This window comes from Cnuella takakiae, assembly GCF_001953305.1.
GTDB lineage: Bacteria > Bacteroidota > Bacteroidia > Chitinophagales > Chitinophagaceae > Flavisolibacter > Flavisolibacter takakiae.
Genome location: NZ_MTFE01000010.1, coordinates 5,212,920 through 5,233,200, shown reverse-complemented (window position 1 = coordinate 5,233,200; position 20,281 = coordinate 5,212,920). Strand labels below are relative to the sequence as shown.

The 20,281-nt window shown below is 46.8% G+C and carries 14 protein-coding genes; 9 read left to right on the top strand and 5 right to left on the bottom strand.

Annotation, left to right across the window (positions count from 1 at the left end; all coding sequences use genetic code 11):
* The coding region (locus BUE76_RS22355; protein WP_216820709.1) for a plasmid mobilization protein at window positions 1-316 on the bottom strand (316 nt) is incomplete at its 3' end.
* Window positions 317-688: 372 nt separating this feature from the next.
* Window positions 689-1,153, bottom strand: a complete 465-nt coding sequence (locus BUE76_RS22350; protein ID WP_073041786.1) for a JAB domain-containing protein — start codon at window positions 1,151-1,153, stop codon at window positions 689-691.
* Window positions 1,154-1,821: 668 nt separating this feature from the next.
* Between BUE76_RS22350 and BUE76_RS22340 the strand changes: the two genes are divergently transcribed.
* The 3 genes from BUE76_RS22340 to BUE76_RS22330 all read left to right on the top strand — a co-directional run bounded on the left by BUE76_RS22340 (window position 1,822) and on the right by BUE76_RS22330 (window position 7,305).
* Window positions 1,822-4,011 carry a PAS domain S-box protein gene (locus BUE76_RS22340; protein WP_073041790.1) on the top strand — a complete coding sequence of 730 codons (2,190 nt, stop codon included), beginning with the start codon at window positions 1,822-1,824 and terminating at the stop codon, window positions 4,009-4,011.
* A 306-nt stretch (window positions 4,012-4,317) separates the two neighbouring features.
* Window positions 4,318-5,697: a PAS domain-containing sensor histidine kinase gene (locus BUE76_RS22335; protein WP_143157249.1), complete on the top strand. Its 1,380-nt coding sequence runs from the start codon at window positions 4,318-4,320 to the stop codon at window positions 5,695-5,697.
* Window positions 5,698-5,895: 198 nt separating this feature from the next.
* Window positions 5,896-7,305, top strand: coding sequence for a PAS domain-containing sensor histidine kinase (locus tag BUE76_RS22330; protein WP_073041794.1), 1,410 nt, complete (start codon window positions 5,896-5,898; stop codon window positions 7,303-7,305).
* Between the two features lie 323 nt (window positions 7,306-7,628).
* On the opposite strand, the gene BUE76_RS22325 is transcribed toward BUE76_RS22330, so the two are convergent.
* Both BUE76_RS22325 and BUE76_RS22310 read right to left on the bottom strand, forming a co-directional pair.
* A complete protein-coding gene (locus BUE76_RS22325; protein ID WP_073041796.1) occupies window positions 7,629-8,057 on the bottom strand; it encodes a BLUF domain-containing protein in 429 nt (142 codons plus the stop codon).
* A gap of 1,380 nt (window positions 8,058-9,437) precedes the next feature.
* Window positions 9,438-9,650 carry a hypothetical protein gene (locus BUE76_RS22310; RefSeq protein ID WP_073041802.1) on the bottom strand — a complete coding sequence of 71 codons (213 nt, stop codon included), beginning with the start codon at window positions 9,648-9,650 and terminating at the stop codon, window positions 9,438-9,440.
* 1,343 nt (window positions 9,651-10,993) lie between these two features.
* Between BUE76_RS22310 and BUE76_RS22300 the strand changes: the two genes are divergently transcribed.
* The 6 genes from BUE76_RS22300 to BUE76_RS22270 all read left to right on the top strand — a co-directional run bounded on the left by BUE76_RS22300 (window position 10,994) and on the right by BUE76_RS22270 (window position 19,056).
* Window positions 10,994-11,689, top strand: a complete 696-nt coding sequence (locus BUE76_RS22300) for an ABC transporter ATP-binding protein (protein ID WP_073041806.1) — start codon at window positions 10,994-10,996, stop codon at window positions 11,687-11,689.
* 15 nt (window positions 11,690-11,704) lie between these two features.
* On the top strand, window positions 11,705-14,200 hold the full coding sequence (locus BUE76_RS22295; RefSeq protein ID WP_073041808.1) for a TonB-dependent receptor domain-containing protein: 2,496 nt from the start codon (window positions 11,705-11,707) through the stop codon (window positions 14,198-14,200).
* 40 nt (window positions 14,201-14,240) lie between these two features.
* On the top strand, window positions 14,241-15,662 hold the full coding sequence (locus BUE76_RS22290; RefSeq protein WP_216820708.1) for an ABC transporter permease: 1,422 nt from the start codon (window positions 14,241-14,243) through the stop codon (window positions 15,660-15,662).
* Window positions 15,663-15,665: 3 nt separating this feature from the next.
* On the top strand, window positions 15,666-17,012 hold the full coding sequence (locus tag BUE76_RS22285) for a DUF3526 domain-containing protein (protein WP_073041812.1): 1,347 nt from the start codon (window positions 15,666-15,668) through the stop codon (window positions 17,010-17,012).
* 44 nt (window positions 17,013-17,056) lie between these two features.
* Window positions 17,057-17,965, top strand: coding sequence for an NAD(P)/FAD-dependent oxidoreductase (locus BUE76_RS22280; protein ID WP_073041815.1), 909 nt, complete (start codon window positions 17,057-17,059; stop codon window positions 17,963-17,965).
* Between the two features lie 680 nt (window positions 17,966-18,645).
* Window positions 18,646-19,056, top strand: a complete 411-nt coding sequence (locus BUE76_RS22270) for a response regulator (protein ID WP_073042117.1) — start codon at window positions 18,646-18,648, stop codon at window positions 19,054-19,056.
* Window positions 19,057-19,665: 609 nt separating this feature from the next.
* On the opposite strand, the gene BUE76_RS22265 is transcribed toward BUE76_RS22270, so the two are convergent.
* Window positions 19,666-20,281: serine hydrolase domain-containing protein (locus BUE76_RS22265; RefSeq protein ID WP_158070026.1), on the bottom strand; the 616-nt coding region annotated here is incomplete at its 5' end.

The following is a 20,281-nucleotide window of genomic DNA, read 5'->3' as shown; positions in this document are numbered from 1 at the left end:
TGCGGCTTACCTGTTCCAGGAGGGCTGCCCTGGTGCTTTCGTGCAGGATCAGCCATCCTTTTAGTTCAGTTAGCTTGTGCAGTGTCTGTAGCCGGTCAACAGCTTTTGTGTAGGTGTCGCAGGCCTGCTCCAGGCAGGCCTGCAGTGGCAGCATCTGTTCCAGAAAGTCATCTGCCGATGCATTGCGCACTTTTACTGTTACGGGTTTGTTGAGGGCCAGCCTTCGGATGTACTCCGAAAGGCTCCTGTTGGTACTACGGCCTAAATGCTGGTGAATCTCTTTAAGTTCCGCTTCACTGATACGAAGCTTGATCATCCTGTTTCGTTTTTCCTTCCTCTGTTCCATCTTTCACTTTTTTGCTTTCCTGTCCTTTGCTGCACGACTTTGGAGTGCAGCTTTACTTTACTATCCAAAAGTGTCCACAATTGTACATCTTGCCGTGGGCGGGCGCCGGCCCACTGATCCTTGGATGTCCTCCCCACTTCATTCCTGCTGAATTCCCTGCTGTATATGCCTTTGTCATCCTATCTTAAAGCTCGTAAAGCGCAAGCTTGCTTCAGTGCCTTGTCCAGATTTTAGTCAGGTGCTACATGCCGCAATTCACGGGTGTTTTGTGCCCTGTTAGTAGCTGTTTTTACCCCCTTTTTGACCCTTGTTTTCCTGTGTTTAAAGGCATAAAAAAAGGGCTCAGATGAGCCCTTCGTCTGCGAATGAATAGTAGGTTTCCGAAGTCAGGATCAGGTGATCTGCCACCCTGATATCGAGCAGATGGCCTGCACCTTTGAGCTTTGCTGTAAGCTCTTCATCTGCCCTTGAAGGCAGCAGTAAACCTGATGGGTGATTGTGTGCCAGGATGATGCTTACGGCACTTGCTTTAAGGGCTGCGGTAAAGATCAGCCTTGGGTCTGCTACGGTGCCGGTGATGCCACCTGATGATGCATTGTAGAGACACAATATTTTGTTGCCCCTGTTCAGCATCAGTACTTTGAAGCTTTCCTGCAGGTCCATGGTGCCTTCTTCCCATAGTTCGGAGAGGATCATGTAGGCGTCTAAAGAAGTCCTTACCTGTGGCCTTTGTGATGCTTTTACCCTGGAGCGGTATACCAGTTCTACTTCTGCAACGCCGCTGCCTGTAAATTGGCTCTTTTCCATAATGTTTTCGTTTTAGGTGTTTTGGAAAATTGATTATGGAACCCCGCCCGGCGCTCCTGCGGGCCTGCTGCAAGGAGGAACGGAATAAAGGAGGGCCTTATGTGTGGTGGGGATTTGTGTTTATGCCGTAGTTCCTTGGAAAGCAGCACCGAAGTGCGCCGAACTTGGTGAAAAGATCAATGCCAAAAATTGTTTAACGTGGGCTTGGTGGAGCACTTCTTTTTGAAAACTATTTTATCAAACTGGTTATATTTTATGGATTCAGTATGCCTTACAAAATATTTGTTGATAGGACCGGTGGTACTTTCTGTTTTCCTTCCAGCTGATAAGGGTTTAAATGGTAGGTCCGGTATTTTCCCAGGCAAGGAAAAGAGGTGATTTTTTGCCTCTTTTTTCCTGAAATCATCCAAATAAACCATAGTTGTTAAACAGTCTTTATTTGCGGGTATTTACAGCTATCCTTTGCAGGAAGTGGTCTTCATCTGATTGTTTAGAAAGGGCATTTTAAACCTATAGGAATTAAAGACGCTGTTCAAAAATTCGCTTATACCAATATGCTAAAAGGCTACTCGGTTATTCTTAAATACATGTAGGTATTAACACATACATTGGTTATTATTAACCAATAGTAAACTTATTTGTTGGTGTCCTGTTCGAACTTAGCGGATATGGCAAGCCAGTTTGAAACTGCTCAATTCGGATCCTTCACAAAACCGCAACACAAACCTCCGGACCTTGAGAAACTGCTGCATTCAATTGCAGATGTGGTGTGTTCCATTGATGAATATGGTGTCTTTCAGTACGTCAGCCCTGCGAGCTTTCAACTCCTGGGATATTTTCCTGAAGAAATGATGGGCGTCTCTTTTTTACAATTCATTCATCCGGAAGATATCAGTAAAACGCAGAACATTTTTTCAGGCCCGAAACATGCCTCCACAAATTCCAGGTTTACCAACAGGTTTTTTCACCAGGATGGTTCCATGGTTTCCATAATGTGGTCGGCACGGTGGGATGCAGTTGATAGGTTACTGTACTGTGTTGCGCGAAATGGAAAAGAAAACGAGGTATTGGACAGGCGCCTTACCAAGGCCCAGGAGATGGCCAAAGTAGCAAGTTTTGAATTTGACGTAGTAGCCAACAGTTATACTTATGTATCTGACACCCTCTATGAAATATTTGGCCTGGATCCTTACGAGTTTCCACGCTTCACACCAGAGATTTTCTGGTCTTTGGTTCATCCGGATGATACGGACAAGGTAAGGGATGCTGCAACCAAGCCTGAAAATCTGTATGCCTCTACAATGGAATACCGTATTCTCCGCCGAGACGGGCAGGTTGTTTACATTAAACGATTAAGGGAAGTAATCCGGGATGCAGCGGGGCAGCCTGTACGGACCATTGGCACTATTCAGGATATTACAGAACAAAAAAGTGCTGCAATATCGTTGCAGCGGAATGAAGAGCGGTTCCGCTCCCTGGTACAAAATGGAAATGAATTACTGGGTATCATTGATCAGGAGGGGAACTATCAATACGTAGGTGCAAATATAAAAGAGCAGCTGGGCTGGAATGCAGCCCAACTGAATGATAAAAACCTTTTGGAATTTATTCACCCACATGATGCAGTGGTTGTAGTGAGTGCTCTTCGGGAGATAAAATATAAAAAAACCGTTTTGTTGGGTCCCTTTAGGTTTAAGAGCGGATGCGGGTCATGGCGGTGGATGGAAACAACTGCATCAAACCACCTGGACAATCCTGCAATTATGGGAATAACCATCAATAGCAGGGATGTCACGGATAGAAAGACGAAGGATGACGAACTGCTTTTAAGTGAACAGCGATTCAAGACCCTGGTTCATAATGGTTCGGATCTTATTGTAATCATTGACAGGCAGGTTTGTTTTGCCTACATAAGCGATAATGTAACCAATATTTTAGGATATGCTACCCAGGAATTGATCGGGCGGTCAGCGTTCGATTTTATACATGAGAAAGAAGCTGCAGAAGTAAAGGCGGAACTGGAAAAGGTATATGTACATGATGATGCGGCCAAAGGTGTGCAGCACAGGTTTTTACACAAGAACGGCCATTGGATCTGGCTGGAGTCAAAAGGGACCAACCATGTTGATAATACCAGCGTTCAGGGTGTACTTGTGAATGCCCGTGTTATTGATGACCGAGTGAAATTACAAAAGAGACTAAACCAGGAACTGGTTAACAAACAAAAAGAAATACTGGCTGCAATAATCAAAACACAGGAAACCGAACGTACCCAGATCGGCCTGGAACTGCATGATAATGTAAACCAGGTGCTGGCAACAGTTAAGTTGTACAATGAAATGTACCTGTCTGGTTATATGCAGGGCAGGGAGTTGTTGGTGAAGGCAATGCAGTTAACACAGGAATGTATTAACGAAATCCGGAGCATCTCCAAACGTCTTTCTGCACCAACCCTTGGTAAGATATCACTTCTTGACTCGCTGATAGATTTAGTGGACTCCATCAACCTGACAAAGCGTGTGTGCATTGAATTGAAAGCCGTAGGAATGGACCAGTTAAAAGTTTCGGAGGATCTACACCTGGCAGTGTATCGGATTGTTCAGGAAGGGATGAATAATATGCTGAAGTATGCCGGGGCAAAAAATGCCACCATTGAACTTAAAATTTCTGATCAGGAACTTCAGCTGTTACTCCTTGATGATGGCAGCGGTTTTGATCTGGCAGGAAAAAGCAACGGTATTGGAATCACCAATATGCGGACAAGGGCAGAAAATTTAAATGCTTCATTCCATATTGAGAGCCAACCTGGCAGCGGGTGCCGTATTGTGGTCTGTTTTCCAGTTTCTGCGCAAAGTTGAAAAACTTAGGTATGCAGATCAAACCCTGGCCAGGTTAGACGATGAGCTATCCTGAACTTTTCTGCTATTGAGGGCTAAGGCAGCGCACCACTCCTTTAACGGTATGGCAGGTAGCAGGTAAATGATGGGTGGATGTTAGCTCAATTTTAATATATCCGCATGGTTAAGAAAAATGCGGTGTAGTTATATAACAGGAATTGCTTTTCAAAAGTGCTAAGTAGAATCTCTTAAATGTAGAAAAAGAGTGATGTATTAGAAATTTTAGTAAGGTAAGTGTCTCACCTTTGCTGGTTATTATTACCGATTATGGAAAACACCCTTACCAACTTTCTCCAGGATCAAGACTTTGTTTTCAAGTTGCTGGAGCGTACAACGGATGGCTTTTTTGCCGTTGATGAAAACTGGATAGTTGTTTACTGGAACCATGCTGCAGAAAGCATACTGGGGAAAGCGAAAGAGGATGTGGTTGGAAAATCTTTGTGGGAAAGTTTTCCGGATGCACAAGGGCAGGATTATTTCAGGTATTATGTAAAAGCGCTGCAGGAGCAAGCGCCTTGCGATTTCGAAGCTTATTATCCTGCCAGGGATGTTTGGACCAAGGTTCACGTCAACCCATTTAAGAATGGACTTTCGGTTTTTTTCAAAAATATCAACGACCAAAAGAAAGCAGAGCAGGAGATCAGGCTTCTTTCCCTTATTGCCAAGGAATCATTAGACGCTGTTTCCCTGCTGGATTTAAACGGGGATATTACCTGGGTAAACAACACTTTCAGCAAGATAACCGGGTATACCCTGGAGGAGGCTGTCGGAAGCAAGCACAGCGCCTTAATGTTCAGCCCTGAAACGGATCTGGCAGATGTCGCAGGTATGCACCAGAACTTTTTACAAAAACTTCCTTTCTCAGGAGAAATACAGGCTTATACTAAATCAAAGGAGGTTATTTGGTTGTCGATGTTTGGACAGCCGATGTACAATGAAGATGGCGAGGTAGACCGTTTTTTCCTCATCCAATCGAACATTACGGAGAAGAAAATATTGCAACTAGAACTTGAAGAACAGCAAAGATTGCTTACTACTGCCACCATCAAGGCCCAGGAAAGGGAGCGTGCAGAGATCAGTAGAGAGCTTCATGATAATGTAAATCAGGTACTTACGTCAATTAAATTATATACAGAACTTTGCATTGATGACCCCGTTCAGAATGCTCCTTTGATGACGCGCTCCGTGGGCTTACTACAATCGTGCATTTCAGAAATCAGAACACTTTCCAAGCGTTTATCTGCACCGTCATTAGGAAATATTCAAATTAAAGATTCTATTAGGGAGCTTGTGGAGCACATTGCAGCGACCCAGGTATTCGAGGTAGTGCTTGATGCAGACATTACCACGCAGGTTCCCATTTCAGAAGAATTGCACCTTGCTATTTACAGGATCGTCCAGGAGCAATTAACCAATATTCTTAAATATGCACATGCTACCCTTGTAACCATATTCTTTGACCTTGTTGATAATGAATTAATGGTTAAGATTTCAGATAATGGAAAGGGGTTTAAGCAAGGGCAAAAAAGTGGCGGTATCGGGCTTTCCAATATGGCTACACGTGCCAAAAGTTTAGGTGGTTCTTTTTCGGTAAATAGTTCACCAGGGCTGGGTTGTGTTATTATTGCCATGTTCCCCCTGGGATAATGCATGGATCAGTATATAGTGTTGCGATATTAAGCGGGCCATCCTGAATGCCCAAGAGTATAAAGTGCAGGGAGGAGATATGGAACATCTGCCCATGCCGTTTAAAAAAGCCAGGTTATTGTGCAAACGGCTAATAAAGTATCTTAAATTTAGATAAGGCTTACGGTGCAGCAACAGACAATTAATATAATCCAGGACATGGGGAAAAAGAATGCTTTATCCATCAATCCGACAGCTGCAATTAAAAGCAAATTACTGGATTCAATCAATGAACTGGTGTGTGCTTTTGATTTTGAAGGCCGTTTTGTTTATGTTAATGAAGCGTCCTATCGTATTCTTGGCTACATGCCCAAGGAGTTGATAGGTATTTCTTGTTTTGACTTAGTTGTTGAAGAAGACCGGAATGCTTCAAGAGATGCCGCCATGCAGGGCTACCAGGGGGCCGATATCCCTGTTTACGAGAACAGGTACATCCATAAAGACGGAAGGATTATTACCATATTTTGGGAAGGCGGTTGGGACTTTGGTGATAACATCTTATACTCCGTTGGCAGGGATGTTACTGAACAGCGTAGGCTGGAATTGCTCCAGCAGCAGCAGCACTTTGCGCTTTTAAATACACAGCGTGAGCTTGAACAATTACTTGATCGTATAACCGATGGCTTTATTGGCTTGGACAAGGATCTGCGTATAACCTTTTGGAATAAGGCTGCAGAGGTGATATCAGGACTTCGTGCTGATGAATCGATCGGACGTATTTTCTGGGAAGTGCTTCCTGAGCCCAGTTTGGAAACTGCTCAGGAGCATTATAACATGGTTATGAATGCAGGCGGGCCCTTGCAGATGGAATACTTTTCCAAACGCATCAATCGCTGGATAGAGGTGAACTCCTATCCGTCGGAAAGTGGCATATCTGTTTTTTTCAGGGATGTAACAGAAAGAAAAGATTTTCAAGAACAGCTTATCCAGGAAAAGGAAAAGCAGCAGCAGAGAATTGCCGGTGCGGTAATAAAGGCAACAGAAAAGGAGCGTGCGGAAATTGGCAAGGAACTGCATGATAATGTAAATCAGGTCCTGACAACAGTAAAGTTGTACACAGAACTTTGCCTTGCTGATGGCGGAAACCGGGATGAGCTGTTGCACCGGTCTATGGGACTGCTACAAAGTTGTATCAACGAAATACGTGGCTTATCAAAGCGTTTATCTGCCCCTTCTTTAGGTAAAATCCGGCTGTGTGACTCTGTCGCTGAACTTCTGGAAAGCATAAAGGTAGCAAACCGGTTTAACCTTGTATATGAACAGTATATTGCGCATCTGGAGGTAACCAATGATGTGCATATTGCCGTTTACAGGATTTTACAGGAACATTTTACCAACATCATCAATCATGCAAAGGCGACCGAGGTAGCCGTTACAATCTTTGTGGAAGACAATTCACTTATTGTAAAAGTAACTGACAATGGAGTAGGGTTTGATGTCCGGAGTGTGAATCCAGGAATCGGTATTGCCAATATGAGGAACCGTGCAGCGGAACTGGGTGGTATTGTTGAAATTCAAAGTGAAATCAACAAAGGATGTAAGTTGAATTTAGTGTTGCCATTATCCTGAAAGTAAGTGCAAAGTGAATGGCTTGCCATCTTGTATGAGCATTAACGAATATGGTACATCATCGGGTGTTAAAATTACCTCACACAGTTAGCTGCTGATAAAGAAGATGTAGCCAGATTTATAAAGACCATTGCTGATTGTTTAAAAGAAGGCATGCTCAAATTAAAAGCTAATTTCAGGTTGCGCATAAGAACCAGACACTACCAAACAACGCTTCACTTCAAGTCAGTGAAATCAAAATATCTGAAGCCCGGCCAGGAGTTGCCATGCTTCTTTTGCCAAGTATTGCCTGCTATACCCCGGCGGGCGCTACCTTCGCCGGGCTACCTAACATTTACTGCCATAAAGCTTTTTAACAAAGTCAGGATTTCCTGTTCTGCATCAGACCCCACTTTTTGAGCCATCTTACAAGATGCGCTGCTGAATGTTGTATATCCCGTCAGTTCCTTGAACTCTCTGGTTGTGATCGTTCTAAATCCCATTGACCAATCAGGAAAGTTCCGCTTCTCCAGCTCACCGGAAAGCAGCTCGATGATACCTTTGTGACGGGGGTCTTTGCTAATGGTCTGGTAAATGGAAAAGACCTGCTCTTTCTCCCCTTCAAGCACCTGAATAATAGATCCTTCATGGTAGAGCAGCAGGCCGGTAATACTACGAGCTTCGTTGTTCTGCCTACTTTTAAGGAGAATATTTTTAAGATCTTCATCCATATATGGGTAGGATGCAGCACTGATATAAACTAAGTAAATCATAGGATAAACGATGTAGTAGCAAAATTATCCATTAAGATTTATCTCTAAACGAATAAACAAAGAGATTGCGTGGGGTAGTGGAAAACCACTAAGTTGTTTTTGTATAGGCCGAGAATACTTGAACAAGGGTTCAGCAAATTATCTTTATTCATCAACAGCGCAAAAGTGAGGTTAACAGGGCACAGGATACAGCTGCTTCAGAATTACTGTTGACTTGGACCAAAAAGGAAAGGGTGCAACTTTCCTGATTTAATTACCTGTTTGTAATGAAGCTTGCTATTCTTCCTGCCATCTCCTCCCCCCTTTTTTATAGCAATTTTTTTACCTGAGAAACAGCTTCCGGCACCAGCTTCAAAAATTTATATACTTTCTGCTGATCGGGCTGAAAAGTCTGGCAACCATACAGGCATATAGAGGAGCTGAAAGGTCTTCAAAAAGCAACTTCAGCTCTCCCTGACCGTTTTTATAGAAGAGGAACTAATTGCTTGCCCTTTCCAGCTCCCTAACCACCCCATCAAAGTCTCCAGGTTTAAACTCACCGAGCCCTGGCTTTGGAAGTAGAGGAACAATATCACTGACTATTATTTCACACCTCCTTGTTTTTGACTCCCAAACAATCATAAAAACGCATGGTAGCCTGGTTCAGCGGAATGGTATGCACTGCACAGTACTCATTAGTCAATACGGATCTCTTGCCTTTCAGCAGTCCACCCCTTTCCAGTGCCTCTACTGATCTTAGAATACCCTTATCGCTATACGCTTCGGTATAAAGGTGGGAAACCTTGCGGGAGCAGTTCCACAGCTGACAATAGAGCTCCCCCTCATTCTTGGTTATAATGTGGGTAACATAGTTACCGATTGCCTTTGCATTGTTGCTATGGATAGTTTTTACATCAAAGGCTGAAGAAGGCTTGGAGTTTTCCTCCTCAGGCACAATAAGTGGGGCAGATGGTGGGAGCTTGTAGTACCTGCAGATTTACAACTGTTTGCTTTTTTGCTTATTGGAAAGCTTCGTCAAATCTCTTTCAACCGGAGGAATAAACTTATCCATACCATGGTAAAGCAAAAAAGCTTTTACTATCTCTCTCTAGATGGTCACTTTTTTTATTTGCTTCATTATTCCTGATGCTATCATAGATTCCTTTGTAATGAAAACCAACCAGTGGCGTTAAGATGGTTGCTCTGTATATTTTCTTAAGCGGCCAGAAACGGTAAAAGTTCAGACCCAAAATCACAACTTGTGACCTGCACATATGAAGCGTCAGGACAGCCCCAATTTAGCTTTTGGAGGATCAGTCCTGCAGTGAGTTTTGATCGGATTGCATATTTACAGGCATACCTACTTAGGGAATTTACAATGGGACAGGAATAGTGTAATTGTTACCTGCTGAATTGAAAGGAGGCATCCAAAGAGCTGGAAGCATACATTGCCGAAGCACCAAAGAAAGCACAGGCACTTACCAATTGCTGCTGCGAAAAATGACCATAAATCGCATGCTCAGAATCAGAAAGCGCTACCTGTATTACTTCTTCAGCCACAATAAACCGCAGCATACTTCCTGCACTGGGAAAACTAAGTTTGATTTCAAACATAGGTAAGTTTGTGTCGTCATACATGGCATCAGAACTTATCAGGTATCCTGTTAACCAGGTATTATCTGTAATACAAATTTGTATGCCAAAATGCAGATAATAATTTTATTACGTATTAGGTTATTATGAATTATGGCTGCTAAACACAAATTGATAAGGCGTAATTTTCAATGCTGGCCTTATTTTATTTTGATCATCATAAATGCACCGCGGCTTATTCAAGTCCTATAAGGCATTTGCATGATCATTTTTCCCTGTTTTTCAAGGTATATTTATTATGAACATTCAACGTTGGATATTATGCTGGTTCTTCTTCTGTGCAGGTTCTGATGGTAGCCTCTGATGGCGTTGTAAGCGCCAAAGGGGAGTTTTTTTGTTTCGGCGTTTGTGGGTAGGGTTGGTTTGCATTACCGGAATACCTGCGCACACAGATTTTTGAACTGTGTAGAAAAGGCATCCTGCACACCCTTTTGCAGGTTATGCAAAACTTCCTTATTGGGTGCACCTGCCTGCCGGATTAAAGCTTGTACCTGGCTATCCCTTACCCCTACTATGCTCTAGTTGTTCCATGTACCGCTCAGCATGATGGACAGCCCGTTTGCCATACCCATCACCTTGCGGGCTTGGTGTTGTAAAAAGCTGCTCAACCTGCTTTGGGGTGGTAACCTTGTTTTGATTTGTAGGAAAAGGCTGGGGCATTTTAAAAGAAAATGGTTGAGTAACAGCGTTGACCTGGTAAGTCAGCATTACCATCTTTGGTGTTTTGGTTTATTTCTTTCCATCTACCTGTTAAAAATATTTTCGCAACAATGTTGCAATTTTAGGGGTTTTACATACTTTCGTTTTGTGCGTGGCAATATCCACATATCAGCAAAGAGCTCTATAGCAGTTTTCCTGTTAATGGTATTTCTGTTTATGCAGCTAGGTAAAGCCTTGCACCAACATAGTCATACAGCAAAACCGCATCCATATATTGCTGGACAGGAGCTTAAAGCAGTATCGTATTGTGCAGTGTGCGACTTTCACTTTTCGAAGGATTACGACCATGATGCAATTACGTGTGCGGTTCCGGCTATTAGGGTCTATGCTCTTTATATATGCCATTTCAGAAGTTTTCTTACAGCATCAATCGGGCTTGTATACGCTGACCGTGGCCCGCCTGTATTAGCTTAATTACCCCAACCTTCCCGCGGTAGCACCGCTCTATTTTCCTGTTCCCAACATTGAAAGGCACACAAGTGGCATGCACCTGCCTGTAAAGTTTGTGGCCGGCTGTTGTTTCGGGACTAGCTGTAAGTAGCCAGGCTCCTTTCCATTTCTTTTTTTACAAAAAAAATCCAACCATGCTTGAGGCAATCAGGCTCACCAAATCCTATGGTGGGCACACGGCCCTCAACGGGCTCCACCTGACCGTTGAGAAGGGCGAGATCTTTTGCTTGCTGGGCCAGAACGGCGCCGGCAAAACCACCTCCATCAACATTTTCCTGGGCTTTGTAGCCCCCACATCGGGGGAGGCCCGTATTGCAGGCGTGCCTGTTTCCACCAGGGGGCAGGAAGCCCGCAAGCACCTGGCCTACATACCCGAAGTGGTGATGCTTTATGGTAACCTGACCGGGCTGGAAAACCTGGATTATTTCAGCAGGCTGGCCGGTTTTCGCTACCCGGCTGCCGAATTGACTGCATTTTTGAACAAAGCAGGTCTGCAGCAGGAAGCCCACGCAAAGAAGCTGGCCAACTATTCTAAAGGCATGCGCCAGAAAGTGGGCATTGCCATTGCCCTTGCGAAGAATGCAGCTGCCATCCTGATGGATGAACCCACCTCTGGTCTTGATCCAAAGGCTACTGCTGAATTTACCACCATCGTTCAGGGGCTTGCTGCCGAGGGTAAGTCGGTACTGATGGCCACCCACGACATCTTCAATGCGGTAAATGTGGGTACCCGTATCGGCATCATGAAACAGGGCCGGTTGGTGCATACCGTAGACACCCGTTCCATTTCGGCCAACGCCCTCCAGGAATTATACCTCGAAACAATCTAAACCAGCCACCTGCATATGCGTCTTCTTGCTACCTTCTTCTTTTTTGTTTGTGCACTTACTGCCCGTTCGCAGGTAGGTTTGGTTGGAAAAATTGCTGCCGGAAGCGGCGAAAGCCTCCAGGGGGCTACCGTTATCCTGAAAGGCAAATCCCTGAATCGCTCGGTGCTTACCGATAACAAGGGCATCTTCCTTTTTACCGACCTGCCCAGGGGTAACTACACGTTTACGGTAAACCATTCCGGGTTCGACAGCCACGTACAGGCCGCTTCGATTGGCGGGGCCCCACCGGATACCATCCGCATCACCCTTGCTGCCAACAGCCTGCAGCTACAAACCGTAGAAGTAGTCGGCCGCAGCGTGCGCAAATACAACAGCGATTATTCATTTGGCGCCACCCGTATTGCGGCGCTGAACAAAGACATACCCCAGTCCATTGCCACCATTACCAAGGAACTGATCGCCGACCGACAGGCCTTTCTATTGGGTGATGCCGTAAAGCTGACCAGTGGCGTGGTTCCCTCGAGTAATTACAACCAGTACGCCATCAGGGGTATCAGCCAGAATGAAGAAGGCCAGATCATCAACGGCATGCGTACCCGGCAGTACTATTTCCTGCAACCGCTCACCACCAACGTGGAAAGGGTGGAGGTGATCAAAGGGCCCTCCAGTGCCACTTTTGCTTCCGTTGACCCGGGGGGTAGCATCAACCTCGTTACAAAGAAGCCGCTGGATGTGGTGCGCAGGGAAGTGGGCATCAACGTGGGCTCATTCAGTACCATCAGGGGTACGCTTGATTTTACCGGCCCGCTGAATAAGGAGAAGACTTTGCTGTACCGCCTCAACGGCGCTTACCAGGAGGCCAGGAGCTACCGCGATTATGTGGGCAACAAATCCTTCCTGGTATCGCCTTCCTTAACCTACCTGCCCAACAAAAAGACCGCCATCAATGCCGAAATGATCCTGAGCAACATGAACGGCAACCTCGACCGGGGGCAGCCTATCTTCGGCGCAGTGGCAGGCGTGACCAGCCTGAACAGCACGCCCATCAGCCTTAACCTGGGTGCGCCCAACGACTTTTTCAGGTCGAAGGACTTTACCGTGATGGGCAATATCGCCCACCGGTTTACCAACAAGATCGGGTTTACCGCCGGCTTCATGAAGCAAACCTGGAGCGAAGACCTCCAGGAGCACCGCACCACCAATGCCTTTGGGGTAAACATGCAGGGGCAGCCTGTGAACGCGCTTGCCGCCATGCAATTTGTACAGCGGCGCCAGTTCTGGAACGTGGACAACCTGCAGGCTTACTTCGATTTTGCGCTGGCAACAGGCCCGGTGCAGCACAAGCTGCTGGCAGGTTATGATGGCAGCGCCTGGCACAAAACAAAGGGTGGTGGCCAAAATGCAGCCCGTGGCTTCCTGCTGCGCGACGGCTCGGTGGCCAACACCTTTGTGCCCGCCAATGCGGCCAATTACCAAACCATTACCATCGATGGCGTGGTGGTGCCCCGTCCCAACGTACCGCATTTCAACCTGGCCAACCCTACCAACCTGAACCCCAACAGCGATGAGTACGTACTGAATGTGCGCTCCGGGCTGCCACCTGCAATGACCCTCAACCACGCGGTATACCTGCAGGATGGGGTACAGTGGAAACGCTTTACGCTCCTTTTGAGCCTGCGCCAGGAGTGGTTTGAAGACATCACCAATTACAAATCAAACAGGGAGCGGTCCTTCACCCAAACCGTCCTGTTGCCCCGTATCGGCCTTACCTACGCGGTAACGCCCAATATCAATGTGTACGGCACCTACCTTAAAGGATTCCAGCCACAGTCGAACACGGTTACGCTGATGCCCAATACCGGCAGCTTTTCTGGCACCGCGAAGTCGGCCAACCTGTTCGAGCCCCTTTCAAGCGACTTAAAAGAAGTAGGCGTGAAAGGATCGTTCCGGAAAAACCAGTTGCACCTGTCGGCAGCAGCTTACGAGATCAACCAGCAGAACATCCTGATGAATGCCAATGTGCCAGCCTTCCCCGATTCGCTGGTAACAAGGGGTGCCGACCGCAGCCGTGGCTTTGAAGTGGACCTTGCCGGCTTCCTGATGCCCAACTGGCAGATTAATGCCTCCTACAGCTATATCGATGCGCGGGTGGTCAGCGACAGCAAGGCCGAACTTGTTGGTGCCCGCAAGGAAAATACACCTTTCAACAGCGCCAACCTGTGGACCCGTTACAATTTTGTGCAGGGCAGCTTCCTCAAGGATATGGGGTTGGGTGTGGGGGTGCAGCATAGCGGAGATAAAGTGCCCTGGTTCAGCCGGTCTTTCCTGGTGCCTGCCTACACCCTGCTGGATCTGGCCCTGTACTATACCCCTGGTGGCAGCAATATGCAGCTGGCTGTAAACCTGAATAATGTGACCAACAATACTTACTGGGTAGGGGCGCAGAACTACCTCCGGCTGTTTCCGGGCGCTCCACGTAACGTAATGATCAGTGCTACCTATAAGTTTTAAACAAGTGGAGGGAAAAATGCGGAAAAGTGTTTTGAATTTGATGGCGAAGCAGGTGGTGGCAACAGCAATGGGCAATAAGGCCGTGTTGTTGCTCATGTGGCTTGTGGTAGCCCTGATGGTATATGCAACCATAACCGGGGTGGCGACCTTTCGGACCCAGACCGGAATCAGAAAGCAGTTTCAACAGGAAGTAAGAAAGCATTGGGAAGAGATGCCCGACAAGCACCCGCATCGAATGGCCCATTACGGCTATATTGCGTTCCGGGCCAAACATCCCCTGAGCATTTTTGACTTCGGTGTGGAAAGCTACACCGGCAACGCGGTATTTCTCGAAGCCCATAAGCAAAACAGCGTCAACTTTTCGGAGGCAAGTTTCAGCACAGGGCTGCTGCGCTTTGGCGAAATGAGTATGGCCACCATCCTGCAGGTGCTGGTGCCGCTGGTGCTCTTCTTTATCGGCTTTGGATTGATTGCTACCGACCGGGAGAACGGAACACTGAAGCTTTTGCTAAGCCAGGGTGCTTCGTGGAAAGAGATCATGACGGGCCGCTCATTGGGCTTGATGGTAGTAGCCTTTACATTCCTGCTTGCTGCATTGCTGCTGCTGTTGACCGGGATGATCGTTTCATCCGCTGGGTTTACCCTTGATGGTAGCCTGCGCCTGCTCTTTTTAATGCTTACCTACGGTTTGTACCTCGCTATCATCTGTGTTACCGCTGTTGTGGTGTCGGCAGTGGCAGCAAGGGCAAGGGCGGCGCTGGCAGGGTTGATCGGGGTGTGGCTCCTGTTTGCCATTGTGCTGCCCCGTACCACGCAGGCTATAGGCACCTACCTGTATCCCGCTCCCTCTCGGATTGCTTTTGAAACCGGGGTTGAAAAAAATATCCTGCAGCTGGGCGACAGCCACAACCCGGATGATCCTTATTTCAAACGTTTAAAGGATTCTGTACTGAAGGTGCATGGTGCCACCTCAATAGAGGAGCTGCCGTTCAACTACGCCGGCTTCCAGATGCGGGAAGGCGAACGAATGAGTTCGGAAGTGTACAACCGCCACCAGCAAGCGCTGCTCCGCACCTACGAACAGCAGAACAAGGTGGCGCGCCTTTCGGCTTTCCTGAATCCCTTTGCAGCGGTAAAGCACCTCTCCATGGCCATGAGCGGTACCGACTTTCAGTCGTACATGCGGTTCCAGCAGCAAACAGAAGCCTACCGCTACCGCCTCGCGCAGCATATGAATGAGCTGCAGATAAAGCTGGTGAGTAATAAAAAGCTGCTGCCTGCCGACAAGCCCTACAGCATCAGCAGCGCCCATTGGAAAGCCTTTCCCGATTTCAGCTACCAGGGGCTGACGGGTGCCGCTGCCATCGGTGCGGAGGCGCTGTCGTTGGCGGCCTTACTTTTCTGGGCAGCCTTGCTCACCGTGTTGGTTTCTTCTCTTTCCAAAAAGCTTAAAGCAGTATAACCCATGTTATTTTTATTGATAAAAAATTTCATTTCCTCGCGGGTGGTGCTCACCGGCATGCTGATCGTGCTGCTTGCAGGGCTGATCGGCATCTATAACGGGAAACGCCACCTCGAAAGGCTGCAGGCCAGTATTGAACAGACCGCGCATTTCCAACAGGAACATATCGGCCGGAACATACAGTACCACAACAAGGACATGGGCCTGTTGCTGTATTACCTGCGCTTTGCCTACATCAACCAGGTGAACCCAGTCAATGGCCTGTCAATAGGACAGCGGGACGTAAACAGTTCTATACAGTTTATCAATATCCGCAACCTGGAAGCCCAGAAGTACGACACTGACCTGTACAACCCGGTAAACCTGCTAGCGGGTAACCTCGATCTTGGATTTGTGCTCGTATACCTGTTTCCTTTGCTGATCGTTGCCGTTACCTACAACCTGCTGTCGGAAGAAAAGGAAGGCGGCACCTGGCCGCTGCTTGCCGTGCAGAGCCATAGCCCGGTGCGGGTGTTGTTGCAAAAGCTGGCAGTGAGGGCCATGGCCATCTTTGCGTTGCTGGCCCTTTTGTTTTGCATCGCTGTTCCGGTATTGTCCATTCCCATCAACCAACTTTTGCTGGCAGTGATAGGGCTATCCGTTTTTTACCTGCTGTTTTGGTTTGCCGTTTGTTTCTGGGTTGTTTCCTGGAAAAGATCATCGGCCGGCAACGCGGCAAGCCTGCTCACTGTATGGGTGCTGCTCACCTTTATCCTGCCTGCCGGCATCAATAATTATATCACGGCAAAATACCCTGTTCCGGAGGCGCTGGCTACTACGGTAGAGCAGCGCGAAGGTTACCATGCCAAATGGGACCAGGATAAGCGGCCGACCATGGAAAGCTTTTATGCGCACTACCCGCAGTTCAGGAAATACCCCTTACCCGATAAGCAATTCAGCTGGCTCTGGTACTATGCGATGCAGCAGGGCGGTGATGACGATGCCCGCGAACAGGTAGCGGAGATGAAAAGCAAGCTCCGGCAGCGTGCCGCCGCCAGCAAGCGCATAGGGTTGCTGGTGCCCACCCTGCACACGCAGCTCCATCTAAATACACTGGGCCAGGCCGATCTTGAAAACCACCTGGGATTCCTGGACAGTACCGAACGTTTTCACGAGCGGTTGCGCCTTCATTTTTATCCTTCCATTTTTGAAGAGCGCGAAGCCAGGGCCGAGAACTGGAGCCGGTTCCAACCGGAGTATTTTACCGAAAACCCAGACCTGGACCGGATGGCCTTGTACCTGCCCCTGGTATTGATTACAGGTGTTCTTGTTGCGCTGTGTTGGTTCAACTTCCGGCGTGTAATGAATTGATAAGCAAAAATTAGCAGACTGAAGAACAGCAAAGATTATAAAACATGCAAACCGGAAAACAATACGACGTTATCATCATCGGCGGCAGCTATGCCGGTCTTTCTGCGGCTATGGCCCTGGGCCGATCATTGAAAAAGGTGCTGATCATCGACAGCGGTAAGCCTTGCAACCGGCAGACGCCGCATTCGCACAATTTCATTACCCAGGACGGCGAAAAGCCGGCTGTAATTGCAGGAAAAGCAAAAGAACAGGTGCTCAAGTATAGCACGGTAAGCTATATCCCTGACCTTGCCCTTAGCGGCGAAAAAGGGGAAAACGGCTTTACCATCACCACGCAATCCGGCGAGAATTTCGAAGCCCGCAAGTTGATTTTTGCCACCGGCATCAAAGACACTCTTCCTGATATACCTGGCTTTGCAGCATGCTGGGGCACCACGATCGTTCACTGCCCTTATTGTCATGGTTATGAACTCCGGAACATGAAGACAGGTATTCTTGCCAACGGCGAAAGGGCGTTACACCTGGCAGGCCTGGTGCATAACCTGACAAAAGACCTGACGGTGCTGACTTCTGGCAAGGCAGCATGGACGCAGGAGCAAATAGCAAAGCTGGACCAGCATCGTATCACCATCATTGAAACAGGGGTAGTCGAAATCATCCGGAATGGTGCGCAGATAGAAGCCGTCCTATTCAGCGATGGCAGCAAGCTGCAGGTAGATGCGCTGTACGCCGCTGTTCCGTTCACCCAACACTCCGGAATTCCTGCTTCGCTGGGTTGCGAATTGACAGAGCAGGGCCACATCAAAGTAGATGCATTCCAGCAATCAACTGTTCCGGGTGTTTATGCCTGTGGCGACAACGCAGCCATGATGCGTTCGGTTGCCAATGCCGTGTACAGTGGCAATGTTGCCGGTGCAATGGTCAATAAAGAACTGACGGATGAACAATTTTAACCCACAATGGGGCGGCAGGGTGTGTATGTAAACTGTGTTTTCTATACATAGGATAGTCATTTAGCAAGAAAAGCACTCCGTATCCTAACAATAACAGCATCGTATGATTTTTCGTTGTTAGGGGTATATCGAAGGTGGTAGTTTATTCTTCTTCTGCTCAAATGAGCGATATCCAGAAATCCTACCAGCACAAAGCTAACCTGTATATGGTTAAACCTTTTAGTTCAGAACACCTCCGAAATGCTTTAGAAACAATCCTTAAGAAAGATTCCTGGCAAGCAGCTTACCTGCAGCACCATTATATTATTAATAACAGATTTGTTCCTTTTACTGTGTCCATTGGATCTTTTTTTCACCGCCATTTGGCCTTTGATGCAGCATTGTCATCAGCAGAAACAAGAATGGAGTAAGCGCTACAATGGAGTAAGTCATGAGGTTCATTGAACTAATAAACAAGCAGGGGTATTCCTAGCTGCATCTTTCCTGTTGTTCATGGAATATTGGGTCAAAAGGTGGCTGCATTTCCATGGGGCCATTTTCATCTTTGATAATCGCCAATTCACCTGCCGGATATAGTACCCCGCCGATTATAGCATATGATTTTTGTCAATAGACAGAGCTTCGCACCGTAAATCAGCAAACACCAATTAGCTAACCTTTTGAATTGTGCGGGAGCGACTATGAAACCTAATCATACCATTTTGTGGGCTGACGATGATGTTGATGACCGTGAAATGTTTCGCGAAGTTCTGGAAGGCTATGCTCCGGATCATGAAGTTGTTGAGTTTCCTAATGGAGCAGAGCTGCTTACTTACCTGCGTGCTCAGGAACCCCAAAATTTTCCTTGCCTGGTTGTTTTAGATATGAACATGCCTGTATTAGGTGGAAGGGAAACCCTTACAGCAATAAAGACGGATAGCCGCCTGAATGATATTCCCGTTGCCATCTTTACTACTTCCATCATTCCTCAGGACAAATGCTATTGTGAGCGTTTCCAAGTAACAATGTTTACTAAACCTCCTAGCTATCCACAGTTAGAAAGTGCAATAGCGCAGCTATTAAATCTTTGTCAATTGGCACAGGTGGCATAATGATGAACTTAATGCAATAGACAAATGCAAACGGCTCCTACATAATTTGCGCGTTAATCTACAATGCTATGAAGGTTTTGAAGAAAATTATCTCCCATTGTATTGCTTTGGTTGCGCCCTGTCAGGATTGACGGAAATTTATCTTTATTCGCAATATGCCGGACGGATGTTGGTGTGCTGCATGCCTGCGCTATGCCACCAGAGAACAGGGAGCAGCTTTGCCGCAGCATCCATGCAGATAAGAGCGCGTGTTAACCCAGACCCAGATTCCTTGTCCTTCCGCTTCATTGCCATTCCATGTGCTGATTCCCCGGATTAACGCTTAATGCGATACCCTACTGGTTCAAACAGGAAGTATCAAACTTGTTTATACTGATTTTAGTTAGGCCAATTTGCAAAAGGAGCCAGGTGGCTACTGTTGCTAGCTCTTCTTGAGGTAAGTCAGCCTTTCAGGCTCCCTTTTAGGAATGGTGATGATTATACCAGAAGCACAAAGAAATGCTTACAATATCCTTTTTCGATAACCATAAATTCATTGATGAAGGGACACAAAATGTAAGGTGATCTGTTTGGGGATTTAAATAAGATAGCTGCGCTGGGGTATGGCACTTAAAAGGCTGTTTTCATGAAGGTCTCTCCGAGTTTCCCCAAAGCTAAGGGGATAAGCTTTTCATAAAGTAAATGTCCATTGTCACTGTTGGTAAATACAACGAGCCCTTGCTTGGACCTGGGAAAAAGGAGCACCAGGGTTTTAACGCCTAAATCGCTGCCTGTATGTAAAATAGCGTACTCGCCATTTGGCAAGGATCCAAAGTATTCCCAGCCTAAGCACATAGAGCTGTTTTTGCTTATAGTAGCCCTTGGTGTAATCATGTCTTTAAACAGGCTATCCGGAAGGTTGAAGCCGCTCAATACAGCCATTGCGAATTTGCTATAATCTTCAACAGTGGTCAGCAGGTCATCAGCAGCGTTTGGCTTTGTCGATTTGAAGGTTTCATAAGTATTTTTACCAGCCTGGTCATGCCATTTTGCAAATCTTGCCTCCAGGTTATCTTTCCAGGTTAACCGGCTGTCGTACATCTTCAGCGGTTTAAATACCAGCGTATCGCAAAGCGCTTCTAAGGATTTGCCGAATTTGTTTTCTAAAGCCTTTCTCAAATATTCAAATCCCTCTCCTGAGTATTGATGGTTTGTGCCAGGCGCAAAGTCAAAGCTTAACTTCCTG